We start from the raw sequence: 25594 nt of genomic DNA on the forward strand, positions 1-25594 counted from the left end.
GAGGATGGTGCTGGGTGGTGCGGTCTGGGGGAGAGGATTCAGCTGGTGTGGGCGGTGCCGTGCACGGCGAGCTTGAGCGCATCGAGCACGGCAGGGTCCTCGATCGTCGGGGGAACCGTGTACGGCTCGCCGTCGACGATCTGGCGGATCGTCTTGCGCAGGATCTTGCCAGAGCGGGTCTTCGGCAACCGGTCGAGGATCGTCACGTCACGGAAGGCGGCGACCGGGCCGACGTGCTCGCGCACGAGTCCGACGAGTTCCTTGGCGAGGGTGTCGTGGTCGATCGTCGCCCCGGCCTTGAGCGTCACGAAGCCCGCGGCGCGCTGGCCCTTGAGCGGGTCGTGCACTCCGAGCACGGCGCACTCCGCGACCGACGGATGCAGGGTGAGTACCTCCTCGAGGGATCCGGTCGACAGCCGGTGCCCGGCCACGTTGATCACGTCGTCGGTGCGGCCCATCACGTAGAGGTAGCCGTCGGCGTCGAAATGGCCGGAGTCGCCCGTTGCATAGTAGCCGGGGAAGGCGGAGAGATAGGCGCTCGCATACCGCTCCGCGCTGCCCCAGACACCGAGCAGGGTTCCGGGCGGAAGCGGCAGGCGGATGGCGATGTTGCCCTCCTTGCCGACCTTCGTCACGGGCCGGCCCTTCGAGTCGAGGATCTCGATGGCGTAGCCCGCGACCGGGAACGTCGCCGATCCCGGCTTGGTCGGGATTTCCTCGATGCCGCGCGGGTTCGCGCAGATCGCCCAGCCTGTCTCGGTCTGCCACCAATGGTCGATCACCGGGCAGTGCAGCCCGTCGTTCGCCCAGTGGTACGTCTCGGGGTCGAGTCGTTCCCCGGCGAGGAAGAGGCCGGTCAGGCTCGAGACGTCGTACTTCTGCAGCTCGGCGAGCTCAGGGTCGACCCGGCGGATGGCCCGGATCGCGGTCGGGGCGGTGAAGAGCACGGTGACCTTGTAGTCCTCGACGACCCGCCAGAATGCGCCGGCGTCGGGGGTGCCGATCGGCTTGCCCTCATAGATGACGGTCGTCGCCCCGACGAGGAGCGGCGCGTAGACGATGTAGGAGTGCCCGACGACCCAGCCGACGTCCGAGGCCGCCCAGAAGACGTCTCCGGGCCCCGCGGCGTAGATGTTGCGCATCGACCAGGCGAGCGCGACGGCGTGTCCGCCGTTGTCGCGCACGATGCCCTTCGGATTCCCCGTCGTTCCCGAGGTGTAGAGGATGTACAGCGGGTCCTCAGAGCGGAGGCTCACGGGTTCGGCAGGGGTCGCGGCATCCTCTTCGGTCGCCCAGTCGAGCCAGGTGACGGCGTCCGTGCCCGTGTCTGTGTCCGTGACGGCGTAGTCCGCCGCGCTCCCGGGGATCGACTCGCGGTCCCGCACGATGACGGTGCGGACCGAACCCTGCGACCGGTCAAGCGCCTTCTTCACGAGCGGCAGGTATTCGACGACGCGGCCGGGCTCGAGCCCGCCCGACGCGGTCACGATCACGGTGGGCCGGGCGTCGTCGATCCGCACGGCGAGTTCGCTCGCCGCGAAGCCGCCGAAGACCACGGAGTGCACGGCGCCGATCCTGGCGCACGCAAGCATGGCCACGATCGCCTCCGGGATCATCGGCAGGTAGACGATCACCCGGTCGCCGACGCCGACGCCCTGGGCGCGCAGCACCCCGGCGAACCGGGAGACGCGGTCGAGCAGCCGGCTGTAGCTGATGCTGACCCGGGTGCCGCTCATCGCGGAGTCGTAGATGACCGCGGCCTGGTCGCCGCGGCCGGCGAGCACGTGCCGGTCGAGGGCGTTGTAGCTCGTGTTGAGCTCGCCGTCCGGGAACCAGCGCCAGGTCCCGGGCTCGCGCTCCTCGAGCGCGGTGCGCGGGGGCACGGTCCAGTCGATGAAGGCGGATGCCTCGAGCCAGAAGTCGGCGCGGGTCGCGGCATCCGTCGAGCGCAGCCAGGAGTCGCGGTAGCTCCCCGCCGTGCCTGTCGCTGTGTATGTCACTGTGAACCTCCCCATTGAAGCTCCTATGTATACATAGAATTCAGGAAGTCTTGCACACGCCGGGTAAAAAGGGAATAGCATGGCGTCTGTGTATACAGAAACCCCAACGTCGGGGAACACCACTCCGGTGGGTACCCGCACGGCCGCACCGCCGGTCGCCGTCGTCAGCGCGAGCGAACGCGCCTACCGCCAGCTGCGCGACGAAATCCTCGACGGAGTCCTCGCCCCGGGCGCCGGCCTCCTCGAGGTCGAGCAGTCCGACCGCATCGGCGTCTCGCGCACGCCGCTCCGGGCCGCCATCGCCCGCCTGATCGCCGACGGGCTCGTCGCCGGCCGCGCCGGCCGCGGCTTCATGGTCACGGAGATGTCCGTCGACAGCATCCACGAACTGTACGAACTCCGCCGCGCCCTCGAGGAGCACGCGGCCAGGATCGCGGCGACCCGGCGCGACCCCCACGTCTTCCTCGAGCTGCGCGACCAGTTCCGCACGGCACCCGAACTGCTGCTGCTGGGCGAGGCCGGACTGCACCGGTACTACGAGCTCATCGACGACTTCGACGACGCGCTCGACGCGGCAGTCGGCAACCCGTTCCTCGTCACCGCGCTCGCCAACGTGCGCACCCACCTCGCCAGGATCCGCAGGCTCGCCAGGCACAACCCGGCCCGGCTGCGGGCGGCGGCGGCCGAGCACCTGCTCATCATCGAGGCCATCGTCGCCGGTGATACCTCGCTCGCCGCCCACGCCACCCACGTCCACCTCCACCAGAGCCTCAGCAACGTCCTCGCCGCGCTCGAGGCGAACCCGGCCGCCCAGGCCGACTGAAGCACCAGCGCCCACCCGAACCACCGTCCAACCGAACCACCGAAGGGAACCCTGTGCAGCTTCACGATGTTCGAGTCCACCGCAGCGACGAAGACCTGGCCCGCACGGATCAGCTCGCCTGGAAGATCGCCGAGTGCGCGTCCGACCCGGTGGAGGTCTCCGCCGAGGTGACCGAGATGATCATCAACCGGGTCATCGACAATGCCGCCGTCGCAGCGGCCTCGCTCACCCGGCGACCGGTCGTCGCCGCGCGCTCGCAGGCGCTCGCGCATCCGCGCTCCTTCAACGGCGTCGGCGCGACCGTGTTCGGCGAACAGCGTTCCCGCCGGGTCTCGCCGGAATGGGCGGCGTGGGCCAACGGCGTCGCCGTCCGCGAACTGGACTACCACGACACCTTCCTCGCCGCCGAGTACTCCCACCCCGGCGACAACATCCCGCCGGTCCTCGCCGTCGCCCAGCACCTCGCCGTCACCCGCGGCCTGAGCGGGCGGGACCTCGTGCGCGGGATCGCGACCGGCTACGAGATCCAGATCGACCTCGTGCGGGCGATCAGCCTGCACGCGCACAAGATCGACCACGTCGCCCACCTCGGCCCGTCGGCCGCCGCCGGGATCGGCACCCTGCTCGGCCTCGACACCGAGACGATCTTCCAGGCCATCGGCCAGGCCCTGCACACCACAACGGCCACCCGGCAGTCCCGCAAGGGTGAGATCTCGAGCTGGAAGGCGTACGCGCCCGCATTCGCCGGCAAGATGGCCGTCGAATCCGTTGACCGCGCCATGCGCGGCGAGACGAGTCCGACCCCGATCTACGAGGGCGAAGACGGCGTCATCGCGTGGCTCCTCGACGGTCCGGAGGCTTCCTACCAGGTCGCCCTGCCGGGCCGGGGCGAGGCCAAGCGGGCCATCCTGGACAGTTACACGAAGGAACACTCCGCCGAGTACCAGGCCCAGGCCCTCATCGACCTCGCCCGCAAGCTCTACCGCGAGCACCCGGAACTCGCCGACCCGGCCAACATCACCCGGATCGTGATCCACACGAGCCATCACACCCACAACGTGATCGGCTCCGGTGCGAACGACCCGCAGAAGTACGACCCGAGTGCGACAAGGGAGACCCTCGACCACTCGATCCCGTACATCTTCACCGTCGCACTGCAGGACGGCAGCTGGCACCACGTCGACTCCTACCGGCCGGAACGCGCGAGCCGCGCGGACACCATCGCCCTCTGGAACAAGGTCACGACCGAGGAGGACGTCGAGTGGACCCGGCGCTACCACTCACTCGACCCCGCCGAGAAGGCCTTCGGCGGCCGGGTCGAGATCGAGCTGGCCAATGGCAAGCGGATCGTCGACGAGCTCGCCGTCGCCGACGCGCATCCGCTCGGCGCGCAGCCCTTCGGCCGGGCGGAGTACATTGACAAGTTCCGCACGCTCGCGGCGGGCGTGCTCGAGGAGGGTGAGATCCTGCGCTTCCTCGACGCCGCCGAACGCCTGCCCGACCTCGCCGCCGACGACCTCGACCAGCTCACCATCGTGGCCCGCAACGGCCTGCTCACCTCGGTCCCCATCCCGAATGGAATCTTCTGATGTTGTATTCGACACGCACCCCCGCCGCCAAGCGCGAGGGTTTCCGCCGCGACCTGGCCAGCGGACGCCTGCTCCGGTTTCCCGGGGCATTCAACCCGCTTTCCGCGCGCCTGATCGAGGCGAAGGGCTTCGAGGGCGTCTACATCTCCGGCGCCGTGCTCTCCGCAGACCTCGGCCTGCCCGACATCGGCCTGACCACTCTCACCGAGGTCGCCGGGCGCAGCCAGCAGATCGCCAGGATGACCGACCTGCCCGCGATCGTCGACGCCGACACCGGATTCGGCGAGCCGATGAACGTCGCGCGCACCGTGCAGACCCTCGAGGACGCCGGCCTCGCCGGGATGCACATCGAGGACCAGGTCAACCCGAAACGCTGCGGCCACCTCGACGGCAAGCAGGTCGTCGACCTCGAGACGGCCAGCAAGCGCATCCGCGCGGCCGTCGATGCCCGCAGGGACCCGAACTTCCTCGTGATGGCGCGCACCGACATCCGTGCCGTCGACGGTCTCGCCGCGGCCGTCGACAGGGCGAAGGCACTCGTCGACGCGGGCGCCGACGCGATCTTTCCCGAGGCGATGGCGTCGCTCGCCGAATTCGCGGCGATCCGTGCGGCCGTCGACGTGCCCGTGCTCGCGAACATGACCGAGTTCGGCAAGGGGGAGCTCTTCACCGTGCAGCAGCTCGCCGATGTCGGGATGAACCTCGTGATCTTCCCCGTCTCGCTGTTGCGCCTCGCGATGGGCGCCGCAGACCGCGGCCTCGACGCGATCGTCGAACACGGCTCGCTCGAGTCGATGCTGCCAGAGATGCAGCACCGCTCGAAGCTCTACGAACTGCTCGACTACGAGTCGTACAATCACTTCGACTCCGGCGTTTTCAATTTCACCCTCAACCCCACCCTGCCCGCCTAACACCCTGCCCGCGTAACCACGCACTCACCGCACGCGAAGGAGCGACATGAGTCAGAACGAACCAGCCGTCACCGAACCGACGGTCTACAAGGGCCTCGCCGGAATCGTGGTCGACCGCACCCGCGTCTCGAAGGTCAACGACCAGTCGAACTCCCTGCTCTACCGGGGATACCCGGTGCAGGAACTCGCCGCGCAGAAGAGCTTCGAGGAGGTCACCTACCTGCTCTGGAACGGCGAACTCCCGACGCCCGACGAGCTCGCCGCGTTCGAAGACGAGGAGCGGTCCCTCCGCCACCTCCAGCCCGCCGTGCGCCGCGTGATCGACGAGCTTCCCCTGACCGCGCACCCGATGGACGTCGTGCGGACCGCCGTGAGCCTGATCGGCGCCTTCGACCCGCAGGTCGACGACGCCTCCCCGGAGGCGAACAAGGCCAAGGGCCTGCGGCTCTGGTCCCAGATGCCCGCGATCGTCGCCTACGACCAGCGCCGCCGCCACGGGCTCGAGCCGATCGAACCGCGCGACGACCTCGGCTACTCGGCGAACTTCCTGTTCATGACCTTCGGCGAGGTGCCGGAACTCGTCGTCGTCGAGGCCTTCGACGTGTCGATGATCATGTACGCCGACCACTCCTTCAACGCATCCACCTTCACCGCGCGCGTGATCACGTCCACGATGAGCGACCTGCACTCGGCGATCACCGGGGCGGTCGGCGCCCTCAAGGGTGCGCTGCACGGCGGCGCCAACGAAGCCGTGATGCACACGTTCGAGCAGATCGGCCTCGGCGAAGGCTCCGGCGAACGAGCGGATGCCTGGCTCAAGGAGACCCTCGACGCGCATCACAAGGTGATGGGTTTCGGGCACCGCGTCTACAAGCACGGCGACTCCCGGGTGCCGACGATGAAGACCGCGCTGCTCACCCTGGTCGAGCACTACCAGCGCCCGGACCTGATCGAGCTCTACGAGCGCCTCGCGGCGGGGATGAAGGAGCGCACCGGTATCCTGCCGAACCTCGACTACCCGTCGGGACCGGCGTACTACCTGATGGGCTTCGACACCCTGACCTTCACGCCCCTCTTCGTGGCCTCCCGGATCGCCGGCTGGACCGCGCACATCATCGAACAGACCGCTTCGAACTCCCTGATCCGGCCGCTCTCGCTCTATGACGGGCACCCGGAACGGCACCTCGCCGCTGAACCGGAACCCGACCTCCAACCGGCCGGTGACCTACCATTGGACAATGGCATTCGAAGCAGACGACTCAGCAACTGACACGACCGGCATCCAGCGGGAAATCCTCGGCTGGGAGGACTTCGCCGCTGCCTCGCGGCAACTGGCCGTCGACGTGCTGTCGAGCGGATTCCACCCGGACGTCGTGATCGCGATCGCGCGCGGCGGCCTGCTGCTCGCGGGCGCGATGTCGTACGCGCTCGGCACGAAGAACTGCGGCAGCATCAACGTGCAGTTCTACACCGGGGTCGACGAACGCCTGCCCGAGCCGGTGCTCTCCGGTCCGATGCTCGACGCGCCGGCACTTGCCGGACTCAGCGTGCTGCTCGTCGACGACGTCTCCGACTCGGGGCGCACCCTCGCGCTCGTGCTCGCGATGTTGCGGGAGTCGGCGGCCGAGGTGCGCTGCGCGACCCTGTACACCAAGCCGCGCACGGTCCTCGTCCCGGACTACACCTGGCGCGAGACCGACGACTGGATCGTGTTCCCGTGGTCGGCGCTGCCGATCGTCGACGCGCCTGAAGTGACGGCCCTGCTCGCCCCCATCGTCGCGACCGTCGTCGCCCCCTCCGCAGTGGAGAATGTCGTCGTCGCGCCTGCCGTTGCGGGCGTCGTCGCATGAGCATCCACCTCGTCGGCGGCGGCTGGGCCGCCGAACACAGCGCGGCCGTGTTCGGTCCGTTCCTCGCCGAGGCGACCGTGCGTGCCACGGCGGCCGGTCGCGACGAACCCCGGATCGCGATCATCGCGGTGCGTGCGCCCGGCACCGCTGCTGTTGACGACGCCGCCCAGCACGCCGCGAAGCTCGCCGAGGCGCTCGGTGCGGCCGGGGTCTTCGAGGCGAAGATCACCGAACTCGCACTGAGCGACGCGGCGACCCTGCCCGCGATCGCGGACGTCGACGGCATCATCGTCGGCGGCGGGCTCACGCCCGCCTACCTTGCCGCACTCACCCCGATCGCAGGCGAGATCCGCCGCCAGGTGTCCGCCGGCGTGCCGTACCTCGGCTACTCCGCCGGTGCCATGATCGCCGCAGAGCGTGCCCTCGTCGGCGGTTGGCGCCTGGGCGAGGTCGAGGTCAGCGCGGAAGCGGCCTCTGAAGGCCTCGACGAACTCACCATCCAGTCCGGCATCGGCCTGCTCGACGTCACCGTCGACGTGCACGCCGCCCAGTGGGGAACCCTGTCCCGCCTCATCGCCGCAACCGAAGCCGGCCTCATCGACGGCGGCCTCGCCGTCGACGAGAACACCGCGCTCATCGTCGGGGAGGGCGCCCTCCGCGTCGTCGGCTCCGGCAGCGTCTGGCGGGTCAGCCAGTCCGAGAACGGCGTACTCGTCAGCACCTTCGGCGCCTAGGCCGTGATCGATCCGTCGTCGATCGACCCGTCGTCGATCGACCCGTCATCGGTCGACCCCGGCTGGGCAGCGGCCCTCGCCCCCGCGGCGGGCGCGCTGGCCCAGGCGACCGGTTTCCTCGACGCCGAGTCGGCCGCCGGGCGACCCTGGCTGCCGGCGCCGGCGACCGTGCTGCGCGCCTTCCGCGAACCGTTCCGGGCGGTACGCGTGCTCCTGGTCGGCCAGGACCCGTATCCGACGCCGGGGCATCCGCTCGGCCTCGCCTTCGCGGTCGATCCCGCCGTGCGGCCCTTGCCGCGGAGCCTCGTGAACATCGGTGCCGAGCTCCAGTCGGACGTCGGGGTGACCCTGCGCACCGGAGACCTCTCGGCCTGGTCGGCCCAGGGAGTGCTGCTGCTCAACCGGGTGCTCACCGTGCGCGCCGGTGAGCCGGGTTCGCACCGCGGGCACGGCTGGGAGGCCGTCACGGACCAGGCCATCCGTGCCCTCGTCGCCCGCGGCACGCCCCTCGTCGCGATCCTCTGGGGGAAGGACGCCGCGAGGCTGCGGCCGTTGCTCGGCAACACCCCGGTGATCGAGTCGGCGCATCCGAGCCCGCTGTCCGCGCGGCGGGGCTTTTTCGGGTCGAGGCCCTTCAGCCGCGCGAACGCGCTCCTCGCCGAGCAGGGCGCAGCGCCCGTCGACTGGACACTCGGGTAATCTGGAAGTCCGTGGGAGGAGCCAGCCATGCTTGAAGAGGAATACCAGCCGCGCCGGCAGTTGCCCAGGCACCTGCGCCCGGCGCCGGAGACCGAGGCTCCGTTCGAGTACTCGATGCGGGACGCGCTGATCACCGACCTGCCGTACATCCGCGAGATCTACAACTACTACGTCGCCAACAGCACGGTCACCTTCGACGTCGACCCGATGACCCTCGCCGCCTGGCGCAGTAAGTTCTACTACCTCGGCAAGCTCGGCATGCCCTTCATCGTGGCCGTGTCGCCCGCCGGTCAGATCCTCGGCTACGCGCTCGTGACGCCGTGGAAAGAGAAGCGCGCGTTCCGGTTCACCGTCGAGAACTCGATCTACCTCGGAGCGGCCTCGACAGGCAAGGGACTCGGCCGGGTGCTGCTCGGCGAGCTCATCACGCGCTCCAAGGATGCGGGCCTCAAGGAGATCATCGCCGTGATCGCCGACCAGGGCGCCGACGCGTCGATCAAGCTGCACCTCGACTTCGGGTTCAAGGAGATCGGCCGGATGGGCAAGGTCGGCTTCAAGTTCGACCGCTGGCTCGGAACCGTGCTGCTCCAGAAGAGCCTGAAGTAACCCGTGACCGATCCGGAGGTCTCGTTCGAGCTGCCGCCTCGACACACCGTGCTGCGGTCCTTCGCTGGGCACCTCGAAGCGCCGCCGGAGACCGTGTTCGTGCGGCTGCTCGCGGCGCTGATGCCCGCACCGAGCGAGGGGGTCGCCACGATCAACCGGCATTTCCGGGCCGATCCCGCCGAGCGCCTGATCGTGGTGCAGGGGGACTGGTGGTACCGAGGCGAGTACCGCGTGCTCGCGGAGGAGGAGGGTTCGCTCGTGCAGTACGAGATCATCAACGTCGCCCAGGCCTTCCACGCCGCCGGTGCGCTCACGGCCCGCTCGGAGCTCCGCGCGGCACCCCGCGCGTTCCAGACGCTGCTGACCAAGGTCGGCGGCCCGCTCGCCCGCTGAGCCGCACTGCCCCGTCCGGGGGCGCGGGTCAGGGCGTGAGATGCAGCGTGAACTCGGGTCCGCCGAGAAGCACGGCGAGCACGGATGCCCCGAGCCCGCCGGCGAGGAGCAGCCCCGGGTGGGCGAGCCCCACGATCGCGGATCGTAAGCGCGGGCTGGTCCGCAGGAAGTCCTCCGGAACCGCGTGCGCCTCCGGCAGCTCGCGCCAGCCGCGCAACCGCCGCAGGAACCAGCTGCACCGAACGACGAAGGCCATCCACAGTACGAGCAGTACCACCGGGATCGCCGCGAGCATGAGCGTGAAGCCGAGCCCGGTCACCTCGGCGTCATTGTCATTGGCCGCGGCCTGGATCGCCGTCGAGATCGACGAACTCGCGACCACGGACACCCCCCAGACCAGGAATGCCGCACACAGCGCGAGGAATCGCACGAAGAAATGGCCGAGCACCGAGTCGTTCGCGGGCGGAAGGTGGTCGCGCGGTGTGGCCGCGAGCAGCCACACTGTCGCCGCGAGGGCCGGCAGCGCGGCGAGCAGCACGACCGCGTACCAGCCGGGACCGGGAACCCAGGGCGAGAGGGCGTCGGAGGCGACCACGACACCCCAGAGGGCCAGCCAGGCCCAGCCCGACCGCAGCGGATGCCGAACGAGCCACGCCGGCAGCATCCGCTCGAGCACCGCAGTCATGCGGACACTGTACTCGCGAGGTCTGCCGGCGCTCGGCGCCCGGGGCTCGGTGCCCCGCTACTCGCGGAGTGCCGGGTGCGACGGCCACCAGAACCGGTCGCCGGTGAGGAACACGAGCGCGGGAACCACGAGGGTGCGGACGAGCAGGGTGTCGAGCAGCACGCCGAGGCAGACGATCACGCCGATCTGAGCGAGCGCGACGACCGGGAGTACCCCGAGCACGACGAAGACCGCTGCGATCAGGATGCCGGCGCTCGTGATCACCGCTCCGGTCGAGGAGAGGGCGCGCACCATGCCCTCCCGGGTGCCGTGCAGCCGGGCCTCCTCCCGCGCCCTCGTCGTGAGGAAGATGTTGTAGTCCACCCCGAGCGCGACGAGGAACAGGAACGCGAACAGCACGACGTTCGTATTGAAAGCCGGGAAGCCGAGCAGGTTCTGGAAGATCAGGTTGGAAGCGCCGAGGCTCGCGAAGAACGTCGCGAGCACGCTCAGGATCAGCAGGACCGGCGCGACGAGGGAGCGGAGCAGCAGGGCGAGGATGCCGAAGACGATCGCGAGGATCATCGGCAGGATCAGGTCCTGGTCGCGCTGCGAACTCGTGCGGGTGTCGAGGGCCGTCGCGTCTGTGCCGCCGACGAGGGAATCCGCGACCGCGCCGCCGGCATCCGCGTATGCGGTGCGCAGCGCGGTGATGGTGGCGAAGGTCGTCTCACTGCCCGGTTCGCTCGAAAGCGACAGGTTGAGCCGGGTGCGCCCGTTCGCGCTCTCGCCCGGCTGCACCGTTGCGACGCCCGCTGTCGTTGTGGCGAGGCTCGCGGCCTCTGTCGCCGAGGCATCCGGTGCGAGCACGATGGTCTGGCTCGTGAGCCCCGACGAGAACGAGGCGTCAACGATGGCCTGCGCCTGCACCGATTCCGGGTTGCCGAGCAGCTGGTCCGCCTGCGAGAGCCCGACGGATGCCCCGACCAGTCCCAGACTCAGGGCGCCGAGCCCGAGCGCGGAGGCGACGATGATCGCCACAGGGTGCCGGGCGACGCCGCGGCCGAGCCGGGACCAGAATCCGGTGTGCACGCGGGGCGACGCGGGGTCGTAGCGCGGCACGAACGGCCAGAACAGCCCGCGGCCGCAGACGACGAGGGCGGCGGGAAGGACGATCAGGGCGAACAGGATCGCGATGACGACACCGATCGCGCAGGCGAAACCGAGCGCGCGGTTGCCGGAGAGCTCGGCGAAGAGCAGGGTCAGCAGGCTCAGCGCGACGGTCCCTCCGCTCGCGGCGATCGCGGGGCCTGCGCTCCGCACGGCGATCCGCATCGCCTCGTTCCTGCTCTCGGTGTGCAGCAGTTCCTCGCGGTAGCGGGCGACGAGCAGCAGTGCGTAGTTGGTGCCCGCACCGAAGACGAGCACGGACTGGATGCCCGAAACGCTTGCGTCCAGGGTGATGCCGAACGGCCCGGCGAGGGCGCTCACGACGACGCCGGCGAGCCCGTCGGCCAGTCCGACGACCACGAGCGGCACGATCCAGAGCACGGGGCTGCGGTAGGTGATGATCAGCAGTACCGCGACGACGATCACGGTCACGAGCAGCAGCCGGAAATCGGCGCCCGCGAAGGCGTTGGAGATGTCGGCCTGGAACCCGACCGGCCCGGTCACGTAGGAACTCAGGCCGGAGGGCAGGTCGCTCGAGGCGGCCGAGCGGATGTCCGCGGCCGTGCCCTTGACGTCGGCGCTGACGGCGGCGGCCTCGAGCGGCACGACGCTGATCGCCGCGAGCCCGTCGTCGCTGAACCGGGGCGTGGTCGCCCGCGGGGCGGTCGACAGTGCGCCGAGTTCGGCGGCCTGCGCGGTGATCGCGGCCTTGTCCGTCTCCGTCAGCGCGCTCTCCGCGCCGGTCGTGTCGCCACCGCGGTTCCAGACGACGATCGCGGAGGTCTGCTTCGCCGAGGGGAAGTCGGCGAGGAGGGCATCGACCCTGGCAGCCTGGCTCGACGTGGGCAGCCCGGACGTCGGGAAGTCGTTCCCGGCGCTCTTCGGCAGCAGTGCGAACAGCAGTCCGACGGCGATGACGGCGCCGACGAGGACGACCCAGGCCGTGCGCCGACCCGTGATGATGCGCACAATCCCGAGCACTTTTCCTCCAATAGTCCTGATTGCTAAGCATCCTAGCAATGTCAGGACTAGTATGGCGGTCATGGCAGAGCCTCGCAAGTCCCCGCTCCCGGCTGGTGCACCAAACGGTGCGCCGACCGGCGCCGTCCAACCCCTTGTCGGCGACAACGACATCGGCCTGCCCTATTCCGGCGAGATCGGCACCCAGCTGCGGGAATTCGTGGTGCTGTCCCGGGCGTTCGAGCGCCAGGTCGGACAGGCCCTCGCGGTGAATCCGACCGACCTGTCCGCAATGGAACACCTGATCACGGCCGGTTCGCTCACGCCGAGCGAACTCTCCCGGCGGCTCGACATCTCGACGGCCGCGACCACCCTTGTGGTTGACCGGCTCGTCGCACTCGGTCATGCCCGGCGCGAGGCGCACACCTCGGACCGGCGGAAGGTCGTCGTCCTGCCCGCAGCGAAATCGGTGGAGAAGGCCGTCGGAGCGCTCATGCCGGTGATCGGGGGAGTCGCCACGGTCACCCGTGACCTCCCGGCGGAGGAGCGCGAGGTCATCGCGGCCTTCCTGTCGCGGGTGCTCGACGTCTACCGCGGCGCCCTCGCCGGCGGCGCCGATGGTGACGGCGACACCGCTCCCCGCTCCTGACCCCCGCTTCCTGAACATCCGGCGTTTCTGAACATTCGGTGAATTGTTTTGAGGAAATCAAAACAACTGTTAGCGTGAGGGCATGACGACGACCGGGACGCCGAGCAAAAACCCGGGATTCTCGCGGCCGGGCGAGCCAGGGCAGCTCGGTGACAGCATCCGCCGATCGGGACTCAAGGTCACCGCGCCGCGCCTCGCCGTGCTGCGGGCCCTCGACGATTCCCCGCACGCGAGTGCCGAGCGGCTCTTCGCCGTGGTGCGGACCGAGTTGCCCGGAACGTCGCTGCAGGCGGTCTACGGCGTGCTCGCGGCCTTCACCTCGGCGGGTCTCACCCGCAGGATCGAACCGTCCGGGTCTCCTGCGCTCTACGAGCGCCGGGTCGGCGACAACCACCACCACGTGATCTGCTCGCGCTGCGCCGCCGTGCAGGACGTGGACTGCGCCGTCGGCGAGGCGCCCTGCCTCGAGCCGAGCGACGCGGCCGGTTTCGCCGTGCACGCCGCGGAGGTCACCTACTGGGGGCTCTGCCCCGACTGCCAGGCCGCGGGCGCAGAGCCCCATCTCCCGGCCGGCCATCCACCCACTCATCCCTGACCTACGCAGTGCACATGTAGTCGAACAAAGGAGCAGCATGACCACCGAGTCCAACAGCGAGTCCAACAGCGAGTCGAACACCGGGCCGATCAAGCCGACCACCACCCAGACCGGAACCCCCGTCGCGAGCGACGAGCATTCCCTCACCGTCGGGACGGACGGCGTCGCGGCCCTGCACGACCGCTATCTGGTCGAAAAGCTCGCGCAGTTCAACCGCGAGCGCATCCCGGAGCGGATCGTGCACGCCAAGGGCGGCGGAGCGCACGGCGTGTTCGAGGTCACCGGCGACGTGTCCGCGTACACCCGCGCCGCGGTCTTCCAGCCGGGCACGAGCACCGAGACGCTGCAGCGATTCTCGAGTGTCGCCGGCGAGCAGGGCAGTCCGGACACCTGGCGCGACGTGCGCGGCTTCTCGGTCAAGTTCTACACGACGGAGGGCAACTACGACATCGTCGGCAACAACACCCCGGTGTTCTTCATCCGCGACGGCATCAAGTTCCCCGACTTCATCCACTCCCAGAAGCGGCTGCCCGGCTCCGGCCTGCGCGATGCCACGATGCAGTGGGACTTCTGGACCCTCTCGCCGGAGTCCGCGCACCAGGTCACCTACCTGATGGGCGACCGCGGCCTGCCGCGCTCCTGGCGCGAGATGCCCGGCTTCGGCTCGCACACCTACCAGTGGATCAATGCCGCCGGCGAGCGCTTCTGGGTCAAGTATCACTTCGCCTCCAACCAGGGCAACGTCGAGATGGAGGGCTCTGAGGCCGAGCTCATCGCCGGCGCAGACGCCGACTACTACCGCCGCGACCTGCACGACGCGATCGAGGCAGGCAACTTCCCGTCCTGGACCGTCTCGGTGCAGATCATGCCGTACGAGGACGCCAAGACCTACCGGTTCAACCCCTTCGACCTGACCAAGGTCTGGCCGCACGCCGACTACCCGCTCATCGAGGTCGGTGTGCACACGCTCAACCGCAACCCGCAGAACTTCTTCGCCGAAATCGAGCAGGCCGCGTTCTCGCCGGCCAACTTCGTGCCCGGCATCGCGGCGAGCCCCGACAAGATGCTGATGGCGCGCATCTTCTCCTACCCGGATGCCGCGCGATACCGGGTCGGCACGAACTACGCTGAGCTGCCCGTCAACGCCCCGCACGCAGCCCCGGTGAACAACTACTCGCAGGACGGCGCCGGCAGGCACCACTTCAACGCTCCAGAGGCCCCGAACTACGCGCCGAACTCGCTCGGCGGCCCGGTGGCCGACCCGCTGCTCGCGGGCGAGGGCAGCTGGGAGAACGACGGCGAGCTGCTCCGTGCCGCCGCCGTGCTGCGCAGCGAGGACAGCGACTTCGGCCAGGCCGGGACGCTCTATCGCGACGTGTTCGACGACGCGGCCAAGGCCCGCTTCCTCGACACCATCACGGGTGCGATCAGCGGCGTGCAGCGCCCTGAGGTCACCGAACGCGCGATCTGGTACTGGACGAGCGTCGACGCCACGCTCGGCGCTGCACTGCGCGCGAACCTCGCGACGTGGGCAGAGGCGGACATGCTCGCAGAGGCATCCGCCCAGTACTCGGAGTAACGCGGTACTCGGAGTAAGCGGGCGGACGCCGTAGCGGCTATTCGAGGGTGGGTGCGGCCTGGGCGGTCGCAGCCACCATCGCCCCGCTGCGCTCCCAGAGGGCTGCGGCGAGCGCCGGGTCGTAGGCGAGCTTGTTCGCCTTCGCGACCAGGCGCTTGTCGTAGTACTCGCCGGAGATCCATTCGTCCAGGGGAGCCGTGGCGAGCCAGACCAGGGTGTCTGCGCCCTGCTCCGGTGTGATCAGCATCCGCTTGAGCGGGGTCTGGTAGATGAAGCGCATCACGCTCGTCGAGTTCGACGAGAAACTCGTCGCGACGACGCCGGGGTGGAACGCCGCAGTCGTGAGGCCCTGCTCGTGGTAGCGGTGGTGCAGCTCGCGGGTGAAGAGGATGTTGGCGAGCTTGGCGTTGCCGTAAGCCCGGTTGGGTGAATACTTCGCGCTCGCATCGAGGTCGTCGATGTCGAACCGGGCGTAGACGCTGTTCGCCACGCTCGCGGTGTTGATCACCCGGGCGTGGCTCTCCAGCAGCCGGTCGGTGAGGAGCGTCGTGAGCAGGAACGGCGCGAGGTGGTTGACCTGGAAGGTCTTCTCGTGGCCGTCGACGGTGAGGACCCGCTTGCCCATGATGCCGCCGGCGTTGTTGGCGAGCACGTCGATGCGCGGGTAGCGCTCGAGGAGGGTCGCGGCGAGAGCGCGCACCTCGTCGAGGCTGGCGAAGTCGGCGGTGAACGAGTCGGCGCCGAGCGGTGCTGCGACGGCGGCGGTCTTGGCCGCCGAGCGTCCCACGATGACGACGGATGCGCCGGTGCGGCTCAGCGCGCGGGCCGCGGCCGCGCCGATGCCGTCGCTGCCCCCGGTGATGATGATGGTGCGAGCGGACGGTGCGGATGCTTCGGACGTGTCGGTCATGACTTCCTCTTGGTCAGGTAGCCGCCCTTTTCCAGGCCGGCCTCGATTTCAAAACGGTTGGTGAGCGGGTTGCTGCCGGCCGCACGGTAGAACAGCGGGAACAGCATGCCGTAGCGCTGCCACTGCCGTTTGTGCACGGCCTCGTGTTCGAGGATCGCGTCGGAGACGTTGTCCCGGGTGAGGTAGCAGCCGCCGACGCAGGACCCGCCGCGGCCGAAGGCCCAGTTCGGCAGGCCACGGAAGACGATCAGGCCGCCGCGCCGCTCGACGCGCCCGGTGCTGAGGAGCCCTCCCCAGACCAACCCGACGGCCGTCGCATAGAGATACCCGGCCCTGCTGAGGGGGGAATCGAAAAGGATCCGGAGCATCACTCAAGCGTATGCCGCCTGACCGGCACTTAGAGTTAACCCCGTGCGAATTCGACTGCTGGGCGGACTGAGTGTCGAGCACGACGGACGGCAGGTTCCCGTGACGGGGTCGATGCAGCTCGCCGTGCTGTTCCGGCTTGCCGTCGACGCGGGAACGGCGGTGAGCTACCGGGCGATCTCCGAGGACGTCTGGTCCCGCGATGCGCCCGAGAACCAGCGGGCCGCCCTCCAGTCCATCGTCTCCCGGCTCCGGGCCCAGCTCCCTCCCGGAGTGATCGAGTCGACGGTCGGCGGCTACCGCCTCCTGCTCGCCAGGTCCGATGTCGACGCACTCCGTTTCGAAGACCTCGTGGCCGAGGCGGTTGCCGCGGCGGGGACTGCCTTGCCGGCGGATGCCCGACGCGCCGCGCTCGCGGCCCTCGCGCTCTGGGCTGGCGAACCCTGGATCCCGTCCCCGGACTTCGACTGGTTCCTCCGCGACCTCGCCCGCGACCGGGCCAGGGCACTCGAACTCACAGCCCTGGATAGCGCAGCCCCGGATGGCTGCGCACCCTCCGCGGCCCGCGGCATCCCGGTGTCCCTCACCCGCCTCGTCGGCCGGGAGCGTGAACTCGCGGCGATCGAGGAGCAGCTCGCCGTGTCCCGGCTGGTCACGATCGTCGGAACCGGGGGAATCGGGAAGACGCGCCTCGCGCTCGAAACGGCAGCGGGCATCCGTGGTGCCGTGCTCGTCGAGCTCGCCCCGGTGGGTCCGGGCGAGGTGCTCGCCGCGGTGCTCGCGGCCACCGGGCGCGAACTGCGCACCTCGGACGCGCCCGTCGAGCCCGTCGGCAGCCTCGAACGGGTCGTCGAGGCGCTTCTCGGGCGCGCGGTCGTGCTCGTGCTCGACAATTGCGAGCACGTCATCGACGCGGCCGCGCGGCTCGCGGAGAGCCTGCTCGGCGTCCTGCCCGCACTGACGATTCTCGCTACGAGTCGCGAGCCGCTCGGAATCCCCGGCGAGTCCTTCGTTACCGTCGGGTCGTTGCCGCACCCGAGCGAGTCAGAGCTCGAGGCAGCCATCGACACTCCGGACACGTCGGGGTCGCCGGAGCGCCTGCGCGAGTTCGCCGCTCTCGAGCTGTTCGGCCAGCGGGCCCTCGCCGCGCGGGGCGCCGGCCTCGCTACCGGGGAACTGGCCGGCGCCGCCCGGATCTGCGCGCGCCTCGACGGGCTGCCGCTCGCCCTCGAGCTTGCCGCGGCGAAGCTCCGCACGATGACCCTCGACGAGGTCCTCGACGGCCTCGACAATCGCTTCACCCTCCTCACCGGCGGGTACCGCACGGCACTGCCGCGGCACCAGACCCTCCGCGCCCTGATCGACTGGAGCTGGAGCCTGCTCTCGGCGGACGAACGCACGGCGCTCGGCCGGCTCGCGGTGTTCCCCGCCGGGATCGACACCCGGGATGCGGCCGACGTCGCCGCCACGGCCGGGCTCGTCGGGGCATCCGTCTTCGAGAGCCTCGTGGACAAGTCGCTGCTGCACCGCGAACGCGGACGCTACCGGCTGCTCGAGACCATCCGCGAATACGGCATCGAACGGCTCGCGGAGGCCGGGACCCTCGCGGCCGAGCGCGCGGCGCAGGCCGGATACATCGCGGTGCGGGCGGAGGCCGCCGATGCGCTGATGCGCGGGCCGCGGATCCGCGAGGCGATCGCGTGGTTCGACGCCGAAGACGACAATGTGACTGCGGCGCTCCGGTACACAACGAGCGCGCGTCTCGCCGAGCCCGCGGTCCGGGTCGCGCTCGCCTGCGTGTGGTACTGGGGGATCCGGGAGCGGAGGGACGAGCTCGGCGTCTGGCTCGGCGCGGTGAGCGAACTGGCCGCAGAGGTCGACAGCGATGAAGCACGCGCCATTGTGCTGTTCACGCCGGTCGTCCGGGCCTTCTCCGCAGAGGAGGCCAATCCCGATGCCGCTCGTGACTCGGCACTCGTCCCCGAGGCGCTCGCCGAGGCCGCACGGCGTGCGTTCGACGCGTGGGCGCAGGACCCGCCGGGGAGGGGCGGCGAACTGATGCAGCTCGCCTTCCCGCTCCTGTCCGCGTTCCGGACCTCGTTCGGCGAGGAGGGCTGGATGCTGCGGGTGCGGATCCCGAGCGGCGAGGAACTCGGCCTTGATCCCTGGCCCGCGGCCATGCTGCACGTGATCCGGGCCGCCACGGCGCAGAACCGCGGCGACATCGCCGAGCTCGGCGAGGCATCCGCCCAGGCCGTGCGCGCGTTCGAGGCGATCGGCGACCTTTGGGGCCTCGCCCTCGCGCAGCAGATGCGCGCGGAGTGGTTCAGCCTGCAGGGGCGCCTGGACGAGGCGCTCGACGTGACGGACGCGTCGACCGCGAACATGAGCCGCATCACCTCGAGCTGGGACCTCGCCCAGCAGCAGGCGCTCGCCGTGTCGATCATGCTGCGGCAGGGCAGGCTCGCGGCGGCGCGGGAGCGCGCGGATGAACTCCTCGCCGGGGCTGCGGAGTCCGGCAATATCTTCACCGTGATCCAGGCCGAGGCCACCGCACTCGTGCTCGACCTGAACGACCGCGACACGGGAGCCGCGAGCGCCCGGCTCGCCAGGATCGAGGACCTCGCGTCCGGCTGGCCGAACATGCCCGCCCAGCTCGTCGCCATGATCGGGGTGCGCCGCGCGGAGCTCGAGCTGCTTCAGGGCGACGGGGATGCCGCGGAGCGGGCCATTCGAGTGGCCGCCGGCGCCGCGATCGCGAGCCTCGACCACCCCGTGATCGGCCAGGTCGCACTGAGTCTCGGCGGCCTCGCGCTCGCCCGCGGGCAGGTCGAGGAGGCCGTGCGGGCGCTCGACCTCTCGTCTGCGATCATCGGGGCATACGACCGCCTCGAACCGAGAGCGATCGCGATCGAACAGGCCGCCGCCGCCCAGGGCATCGACCGGGCGACGCCGGCGCCCTCCTCGCGCCCGCACGCCCTCGCGACCCTTCGCGCCCTGATCGACCCGGCCGGCTGATCCCGCCCCCCGCGCGCGGGAGGGAATCGCGTTAGAGCTTCGTGCGGTATGCGCGCATCGCCAGGGGGAAGAAGACGCCGACGAGGACGACGCAGGAGAGCAGCACCCAGAGGACTTCGCCGCCGACGCTTGTGCCCGGGGTCATGATCGAGTTGCCGACCAGGAGGCCGCGCATCGCGTCTGTGACGTGGGTGACCGGGTTGATCGCGACCCAGCCCTGGAGCCAGCCGGGCATGGTCGCCGCGGGCACGAACGCCGAGGAGCCGAAGGTGAGCGGAAAGACGATCAGGAACGACAAGCCCTGCACGGCGCCCGAGCTGCGGGCGAGCATGCCGATGAACACGGATGTCCAGCACAGGCTCATCGCGAACACGATCATGAGCACGATGGCCGTCACAACCGAGTACCACGGGGTCAGGAAGCGGAAGCCGATCGCCGCGCCGAAGGCGAGGGTGACGCCGATCGCGATGCTGTGCCGCACCACGTCGCCGGTCACGGCGCCCATGAGGGGTGCGGACCGGGCGATCGGCAGGGACCGGAACCGGTCGAACACCCCGTTCTTCAGGTCGGAGTTGAGGTTGACGCCGATGGTCATCGCCGTGGTCATGATCGTCTGCACGATGATGCCGGGAAGCGCGAACTGGAGGTAGTCCTGGCTCGTCCCGGCGATCGCGCCGCCGAAGATGAACACGAAGATCACCGTCATCACGATCGGCTGCACCGAGACGTCGAGGAACTGCTCGGGGTTCCGCACCATCTTGGTGACGGTGCGCTGGGCGAGGATCAGCGAGTCGCGGACGATCATGATGCGGCTCCTTCCGTGACGAGGCCGGGCGCCGAGGGTACTGCCGGCGTGTGACCGGTCAGGGAGTAGAAGACCTCGTCGAGGCTCGGGAGCCGCAGCGAGAGCTCGGTGACGGCGATGTTCTCGGCGTGCAGCCGGGCGACGGTCGCGGTGAGGGCATCCGCGCCGGCGACGGGGACCGAGACGAGGCTCGGGGCTGGAAACTCGGGGGCGCGGGTGCCGACGGAGGCGAGCAGGGCGGTGACGCGGTCCAGGTCCCGGTCGTCGGCCGGCCGCACCTCGAGGGTCTGCCCGCCGACCTGGCGCTTCAGGCCCTCCGGGGTGTCGTGGGCGATGACGAGACCGTGGTCGATGACGGTGATCTCGTTCGCGAGGGCATCCGCTTCTTCGAGGTACTGCGTCGTCAGCAGCACGGTCGTGCCCTGGCGCACGAGGGTGCGGATCATCTCCCAGACGTCGTCGCGCTTGGCGGGGTCGAGGCCCGTGGTCGGTTCGTCGAGGAAGACGACGCTCGGACGGCCGATGAGCGAGGCCGCGAGGTCGAGGCGGCGGCGCATGCCGCCGGAATAGGTCTTGGCGAGGCGGCCACCGGCGTCGGTCAGCTCGAATTCCTCGAGGAGCTCGGCGGCGCGGGCCTTCGCATCGGAGCGGGACAGCCCGAGGAGGCGCCCGATCATCACGAGGTTCTCGACGCCGCGCAGGTCCTCGTCGACGCTCGCGTACTGGCCGGTCAGGCCGATCCGGCGGCGCACGTCGACGGGGTGGGTGACGACGTCGAAGCCGGCGACCGTGACGGTGCCGGCGTCGGGCTTCAGCAGGGTCGCGAGAATGCGCACGGCGGTGGTCTTGCCCGCGCCGTTGGGGCCGAGGACGCCGAGCACCCGGCCGGGTTCGACGGTGAGGTCGATTCCGGCGAGTGCCTGGGTCGTGCCGAATCGTTTGGTGAGCCCGCGGGCTTCGATTGCTGCGGTCATGGTGCCTCCTGGGTAGGACACCAGTAGACAATTCCCCCGCTGTCGCCCCGCTGCCGTGCGCTGTCAGCGGCTGTCAGCCGCCGTCAGCGCCGGCTGCGGGCAGCGGATGCCGCGCTACGGCCTGCCGTATGCCTCCAGCAGGCGCAGCCAGACTTCGCTCATCGTGGGGTAGGCCGGGACCGCGTGCCAGAGCCGGCTCATCGGTACCTCGCCGACGACGGCGATGGTCGCCGCGTGCAGGAGTTCCGCGACGTCCTGGCCCACGAACGTGACGCCGATGAGCACTTCCCGGTCGAGGTCGACGATGGCCCTGGCCATGCCGGTGTAGCCATCGGCCTGCAGGCTCGCTCCGGCGACGCTTCCGATCGGATAGTCGAGCACCCGGATCCGGAGGCCGGCCTTCTCTGCCGCCGCCTGGCTGAGCCCGACCGAGGCGACCTCGGGATCGGTGAAGGTGACCTGGGGGACGGCGGAGTTGTCTGCGGTGGCGACGTGGGTGCCCCAGGGGGAGTCGTCGACGGCCCGGCCGGAGGCGCGGGCGACGATCACGTCGCCCGCCGCCCTCGCCTGGTACTTGCCCTGGTGGGTGAGGAGGGCCCGATGCGTGACATCGCCGGTCGCGTACAGCCAGTCGCCGGCGAGGTCCGCCGCGTCGCCCTGAACGAGCAGGGTGTCGTCTACGGTCAGCCAGCCGCCGTCGGGAAGCCCGACGGACGCGAGCCCGAGGTCGTCGGTGCGCGGTGCGCGACCCGTCGCGACGAGGACCTCTGTCGCGGTGACGGTTCCACCGCTCGCGAGGGTGAGTACGACGTCGCCGTCGGCAGAGCGCATCGCGAGAACGGGAGCCTCGCCGGTCAGAACCGTCGCTCCCGCCGCGCGCAGGGCCTCGATGACGAGTTCGCCGGCGAACGGTTCTTCCTTGCCGAGGAGGGAATGGCGCACGATGAGCGTGACCCGGGCGCCGAGCGACGTGTACGCCGTGGCCATTTCGGCCGCGGTGACACCGCCGCCGATGATGGCGAGGCTCTCCGGGATGTGCTGGACGCTCGTGGCCTCGCGGCTGGTCCAGGGGTCGACGGTGCCGATCCCTGGGATGTCGGGCAGCACGGCGGAGGACCCGGTGCTCACCACGACGGCGTGCCGGGCCGTGAGCACAGTCGTCGTTCCGTCCGTGCCGGTGACGGTCACCTCGCGCACGCCGCTGAGGCGGGCATGCCCGCGGACGAGGGCGATTCCCGCGGAGTCGAGCCAGCCGACCTGGCCGTCGTCCGCCCAGTGGCTCGTGAACGAGTCCCGGCGACGCAGCACGGCGGCGACGTCGAGCTCACCGGTCGCGGCCTCGGCGGCTCCGCCGACCCGGCGTGCGACGGAGAGTGCCGCTCCGCTCCGCAGCAGGGCCTTGGACGGCATGCACGCCCAGTACGAGCACTCGCCCCCGACGAGTTCGCTTTCGACGATGATCGTGCTCAGCCCGCCCTGAACGGTGCGGTCTGCGACATTCTCTCCGACGGCGCCGCCGCCGATCACAATGACGTCGTAGGTCGTGGTCTGGTCGTTCATGGTGTCTCCTGTCGTCGATGAGTCACGTGGTTCAGCGCCCCACGAATTCCGCGGCGGTTCTGGTGCGGAATGCTTCCATGCCGATCCGGGCATCCTCGCTCGCGGCGAGCACGCCGAGGGTCGGCTGCAGCCCGGCCTCCGCGACGGCATCGCCGAGTCGCACGGCGTCTCGCGCACTCGCGAGGGTCGCCTGCACCGCGAGCGGGGCCTGGGCGGCGATCCGCCCGGCGAGCTCGAGCGCCCGGTCGAACTCGGTGCCGTCGGGGACGACCTCCTGCACGAGCCCGATCCGCAGGGCCTCCGCGGCATCGAACATGTCACCGGTGAGGATCCAGCGCATCGCATTGCCCCAGCCGACCGCGCGGGGGAACCGGATCGTGGCTCCGCCGAACGGCAGGATGCCGCGGGCCACCTCGATCTGCCCGAACCGCGTCGAGGCGGCAGCGACCGAGATCTCGCTCGCGAGCATGAGCTCGATCCCGAGTGTGAGGCAGGTGCCCTGCACGGCCATCACCACCGGCTTCGAGACCGCTCGGCCGTCGACCTGCCAGGGGTTGACCCCGCCGTCCGGCACCATGTCGATGCCGTCCGGGCCGAGGCGCGGGCCGATGTCGGCGAGGTCGAGGCCGGCCGTGAAGTGCTCGCCGACGGCGTAGACGAGGCCGACCCTGAGCCCGGGGTCGCGATCGAGCTCGCCGTAGGCAAGGGACAGCTGCTGCAGCATCAGCAGGTCGGCGGCGTTGCGCTTCTCCGGTCGGTTCAGCCCGATCAGGAGCACGTGCCCGCGCCGCTCGGTCAGCACCCGGAGTTCCTGGTGGGCGCGGTCCTGCCCGCCGGGGTCGTGCTCTGTTCGGCTCTGTTCGGTGCTGCGCTGCTCGCTCACGGATGCCTTCCTGGTGCTGGTGGGTTTCGGGGCGTTGTCCGCGGTGCAGGACAATGCAACGTCGGAGTTTTGCGCGACCCGCGGCATCCGCTGCCCGGATTCACGGCGTGTGGCGAAAATCTCCGACGTTGCGGTGCGCGGGTCAGCGGGTGAGGGCGCCGATGATCCGGAGGATGCTCGGCAGGTCGTCGTTCGCGGCCTCGGGGGAGGCGGGCGCGAAGCCCGCGATCGTGGCACCGGCGAGCTCGAACTCGGCCCTGAGCGCGGTGATCGTGCGGCCGAGGGTCTCGACGCTCAGTCCGAAGGGCAGGAGGTTCGAGAGCCCGGTCAGCACGGAGGGGTCGAGCACGTCGAGGTCGAGGTGGATGTAGAACGCGGTCGCCCCCGTCGCGCGGACCGCGGCGAGAATGCCGTCCGGCGTCTCGAGCTCCTCGATCGACAGGCAGCGGATGCCCGCCGCACCGATGAGCTCGGCTTCGGCCGGGTCGATGTCGCGGGCTCCCGCGATCACGATCCGGTCGAACGGCACCCGTTCGTCCGCGCCGAGCACGAGCCCGTCGACACCCTCGCCGGCGATCGCCCGGAGCACCATGCCGCCGAAAGCTGCGGAGGGCGATGAATCGGGGGTGTGCAGGTCGGGGTGGGCGTCGAGCCAGACCACGGCAAGGCCGCCCGGATGCCGCGCCGAGGCGTGGCCGACGGCCGCGAGCGAGACGCCGCACTCGCCGCCGATCGTGAGGACGGGGGTGACGCAGTCGCGCAGCGCACGGGTGAGGCGCTCGCGCACCATGACGAGGCTCGAGAACCGGTCGATGCCGGTGTCCTGCGCGTCGCCGGCCTCGACCGGAACCGGGACTTCGACGGTCGCGGAGGACGGGAGATCACCCCGGATCGCCTCCGCACCATCGCTGAGGCGCATTGCGCGCGGAGAAACCGAACCCTGCCATTGCGGCACGACAACGAAGGAGGGAGCCATACTCCAGTATGCGCCTCGCGGGTTGTCGCGCGCGAGGGCACCGCGCACGTTCTCCGAACTCAAAAGTGTGCCCTCTCGGCGGTTTAGCGCCGTGGGCTACTTCTCGATCTCGCTCGCGCCGGAGGACTTGAGCGCCGCCAGGCGGGCGTCGACCTCGGTCAGTTCGCCGAGGTCTTCGAGGCTTTCGAACTGGGCGTCGAGGCTCGACGCGGCGAGCTCGTTCGCCCCGCGCACCTTGGCCTCCTCGCGGCGGATCTTGTCCTCGAACCTGCTGACCTCGCTCGTGGGATCCATGATGTCGATGCTCTTGACGGCGTCCATGACCTTGGTCTGCGCCGCGGCTGTCTTCGACCGGGCGATGAGCTCGTCCCGCTTGGCGGACAGCTGGCCGAGCTTCTCCTTCATCGCGTTGAGACCGGTCTTGAGCTGTTCGACGACGGTGGTCTGCGAGGCGATCTGCGGCTCGGCGGCCTTCGCCTCCTTCTCGGACTGCAACTGGCGGCCGAGCGCGACCTTGGCGAGGTTGTCGAATTTGTCGGCGTCCACGGTGTTGCCCGCTGCGCGCAGCTCGTCGGCCTTGCGGCTCGCGGCGAGTGCCTTCCCGCCCCACTCCGCCGCGGCCTCGACGTCCTCCCGGTGGTCGTCCTCGAGGAGGCGCAGGTTGCCGATCGTCTCCGCGATGGCACCCTCGGCATCCGAAATGCTGTTGCTGTAGTCGCGCACCATCTGGTCGAGCATGAGTTTCGGGTCTTCTGCCGAGTCGATCAGGGAGTTGATGTTCGCCTTGGCCAGTTGTGCGATGCGGCCGAAGATGGATTGCTTGGTCATGACAGTGTCCTTTCGAGTGATTCTGCGGGCGGGTCCAGTGTGGCGCGTGTCT

General features: G+C 70.0%; 24 protein-coding genes. 13 read left to right on the forward strand and 11 right to left on the reverse strand.

The window, feature by feature from the left end:
• Window positions 1-38: 38 nt before the first annotated feature.
• The gene (locus RHM57_RS02415; protein ID WP_322189560.1) at window positions 39-2000 is read right to left on the reverse strand and encodes an AMP-binding protein; all 1962 of its coding nucleotides are present in this window, start codon (window positions 1998-2000) and stop codon (window positions 39-41) included.
• Window positions 2001-2088: 88 nt separating this feature from the next.
• On the opposite strand from RHM57_RS02415, the gene RHM57_RS02420 reads away from it, so the two are divergent.
• Genes RHM57_RS02420 through RHM57_RS02460 form a run of 9 tightly spaced genes read left to right on the forward strand, consistent with a single transcriptional unit; the run spans window position 2089 to window position 9605 of the window.
• Window positions 2089-2823 (forward strand): GntR family transcriptional regulator, encoded by a 735-nt coding sequence (locus RHM57_RS02420; protein WP_322189561.1) that lies wholly within the window; start codon window positions 2089-2091, stop codon window positions 2821-2823.
• 53 nt (window positions 2824-2876) lie between these two features.
• Window positions 2877-4412, forward strand: a complete 1536-nt coding sequence (locus RHM57_RS02425; RefSeq protein ID WP_134449794.1) for an MmgE/PrpD family protein — start codon at window positions 2877-2879, stop codon at window positions 4410-4412.
• Window positions 4412-5323 (forward strand): methylisocitrate lyase, encoded by a 912-nt coding sequence (gene prpB / locus RHM57_RS02430; RefSeq protein ID WP_134560634.1) that lies wholly within the window; start codon window positions 4412-4414, stop codon window positions 5321-5323. Before RHM57_RS02425 ends, prpB begins: the two co-directional genes overlap by 1 nt.
• Window positions 5324-5369: 46 nt before the next feature.
• Entirely contained in the window at window positions 5370-6593 is a 1224-nt protein-coding gene (locus tag RHM57_RS02435; RefSeq protein WP_322189562.1) for a bifunctional 2-methylcitrate synthase/citrate synthase, read from the forward strand.
• The gene (locus RHM57_RS02440; protein WP_134449797.1) at window positions 6562-7173 is read left to right on the forward strand and encodes a phosphoribosyltransferase; all 612 of its coding nucleotides are present in this window, start codon (window positions 6562-6564) and stop codon (window positions 7171-7173) included. Before RHM57_RS02435 ends, RHM57_RS02440 begins: the two co-directional genes overlap by 32 nt.
• Window positions 7170-7907, forward strand: coding sequence for a Type 1 glutamine amidotransferase-like domain-containing protein (locus RHM57_RS02445; RefSeq protein WP_322189563.1), 738 nt, complete (start codon window positions 7170-7172; stop codon window positions 7905-7907). Before RHM57_RS02440 ends, RHM57_RS02445 begins: the two co-directional genes overlap by 4 nt.
• A gap of 3 nt (window positions 7908-7910) precedes the next feature.
• Window positions 7911-8606, forward strand: a complete 696-nt coding sequence (locus RHM57_RS02450) for a uracil-DNA glycosylase (protein ID WP_322189564.1) — start codon at window positions 7911-7913, stop codon at window positions 8604-8606.
• 27 nt (window positions 8607-8633) lie between these two features.
• Complete coding sequence (locus tag RHM57_RS02455) at window positions 8634-9212, forward strand: GNAT family N-acetyltransferase (protein ID WP_134449800.1); 579 nt, start codon at window positions 8634-8636, stop codon at window positions 9210-9212.
• A 3-nt stretch (window positions 9213-9215) separates the two neighbouring features.
• Window positions 9216-9605 carry a hypothetical protein gene (locus tag RHM57_RS02460; RefSeq protein ID WP_134449801.1) on the forward strand — a complete coding sequence of 130 codons (390 nt, stop codon included), beginning with the start codon at window positions 9216-9218 and terminating at the stop codon, window positions 9603-9605.
• A 28-nt stretch (window positions 9606-9633) separates the two neighbouring features.
• Here RHM57_RS02460 and RHM57_RS02465 read toward each other — a convergent pair whose 3' ends face one another.
• Window positions 9634-10290 (reverse strand): hypothetical protein, encoded by a 657-nt coding sequence (locus RHM57_RS02465; protein WP_322189565.1) that lies wholly within the window; start codon window positions 10288-10290, stop codon window positions 9634-9636.
• A 57-nt stretch (window positions 10291-10347) separates the two neighbouring features.
• The gene (locus RHM57_RS02470; protein WP_322189566.1) at window positions 10348-12420 is read right to left on the reverse strand and encodes an MMPL family transporter; all 2073 of its coding nucleotides are present in this window, start codon (window positions 12418-12420) and stop codon (window positions 10348-10350) included.
• Window positions 12421-12481: 61 nt separating this feature from the next.
• On the opposite strand from RHM57_RS02470, the gene RHM57_RS02475 reads away from it, so the two are divergent.
• From RHM57_RS02475 to RHM57_RS02485, 3 genes are all read left to right on the forward strand, one after another.
• Complete coding sequence (locus tag RHM57_RS02475; protein WP_134563866.1) at window positions 12482-13048, forward strand: MarR family winged helix-turn-helix transcriptional regulator; 567 nt, start codon at window positions 12482-12484, stop codon at window positions 13046-13048.
• 82 nt (window positions 13049-13130) lie between these two features.
• Window positions 13131-13643 carry a Fur family transcriptional regulator gene (locus RHM57_RS02480; protein WP_134449805.1) on the forward strand — a complete coding sequence of 171 codons (513 nt, stop codon included), beginning with the start codon at window positions 13131-13133 and terminating at the stop codon, window positions 13641-13643.
• 37 nt (window positions 13644-13680) lie between these two features.
• Window positions 13681-15222 carry a catalase gene (locus RHM57_RS02485; RefSeq protein ID WP_322189567.1) on the forward strand — a complete coding sequence of 514 codons (1542 nt, stop codon included), beginning with the start codon at window positions 13681-13683 and terminating at the stop codon, window positions 15220-15222.
• A gap of 37 nt (window positions 15223-15259) precedes the next feature.
• On the opposite strand, the gene RHM57_RS02490 is transcribed toward RHM57_RS02485, so the two are convergent.
• Window positions 15260-16132, reverse strand: a complete 873-nt coding sequence (locus RHM57_RS02490; protein WP_134560645.1) for an SDR family NAD(P)-dependent oxidoreductase — start codon at window positions 16130-16132, stop codon at window positions 15260-15262.
• The gene (locus RHM57_RS02495; protein ID WP_134561919.1) at window positions 16129-16500 is read right to left on the reverse strand and encodes a Fe-S oxidoreductase; all 372 of its coding nucleotides are present in this window, start codon (window positions 16498-16500) and stop codon (window positions 16129-16131) included. The genes RHM57_RS02490 and RHM57_RS02495 overlap by 4 nt, the downstream gene beginning before the upstream one ends.
• Before the next feature lie 43 nt (window positions 16501-16543).
• Between RHM57_RS02495 and RHM57_RS02500 the strand changes: the two genes are divergently transcribed.
• A complete protein-coding gene (locus RHM57_RS02500) occupies window positions 16544-19516 on the forward strand; it encodes a hypothetical protein (protein ID WP_322136331.1) in 2973 nt (990 codons plus the stop codon).
• Between the two features lie 31 nt (window positions 19517-19547).
• Here RHM57_RS02500 and RHM57_RS02505 read toward each other — a convergent pair whose 3' ends face one another.
• The 6 genes from RHM57_RS02505 to RHM57_RS02530 form a co-directional block, all read right to left on the reverse strand.
• Window positions 19548-20321, reverse strand: a complete 774-nt coding sequence (locus tag RHM57_RS02505) for an ABC transporter permease (RefSeq protein ID WP_134560651.1) — start codon at window positions 20319-20321, stop codon at window positions 19548-19550.
• Window positions 20318-21295, reverse strand: coding sequence for an ATP-binding cassette domain-containing protein (locus tag RHM57_RS02510; protein WP_322136329.1), 978 nt, complete (start codon window positions 21293-21295; stop codon window positions 20318-20320). Before RHM57_RS02510 ends, RHM57_RS02505 begins: the two co-directional genes overlap by 4 nt.
• 114 nt (window positions 21296-21409) lie before the next feature.
• Entirely contained in the window at window positions 21410-22855 is a 1446-nt protein-coding gene (locus RHM57_RS02515) for an NAD(P)/FAD-dependent oxidoreductase (protein WP_322140676.1), read from the reverse strand.
• 31 nt (window positions 22856-22886) lie between these two features.
• A complete protein-coding gene (locus RHM57_RS02520; protein WP_277612980.1) occupies window positions 22887-23738 on the reverse strand; it encodes a crotonase/enoyl-CoA hydratase family protein in 852 nt (283 codons plus the stop codon).
• 142 nt (window positions 23739-23880) lie between these two features.
• Window positions 23881-24714, reverse strand: a complete 834-nt coding sequence (locus tag RHM57_RS02525) for an arginase family protein (protein ID WP_134449814.1) — start codon at window positions 24712-24714, stop codon at window positions 23881-23883.
• Between the two features lie 96 nt (window positions 24715-24810).
• Window positions 24811-25542 (reverse strand): PspA/IM30 family protein, encoded by a 732-nt coding sequence (locus RHM57_RS02530; RefSeq protein ID WP_134561924.1) that lies wholly within the window; start codon window positions 25540-25542, stop codon window positions 24811-24813.
• Window positions 25543-25594: the final 52 nt, after the last annotated feature.

Source organism: Cryobacterium sp. 10S3, assembly GCF_034344045.1.
Taxonomy (GTDB): domain Bacteria; phylum Actinomycetota; class Actinomycetes; order Actinomycetales; family Microbacteriaceae; genus Cryobacterium; species Cryobacterium glucosi.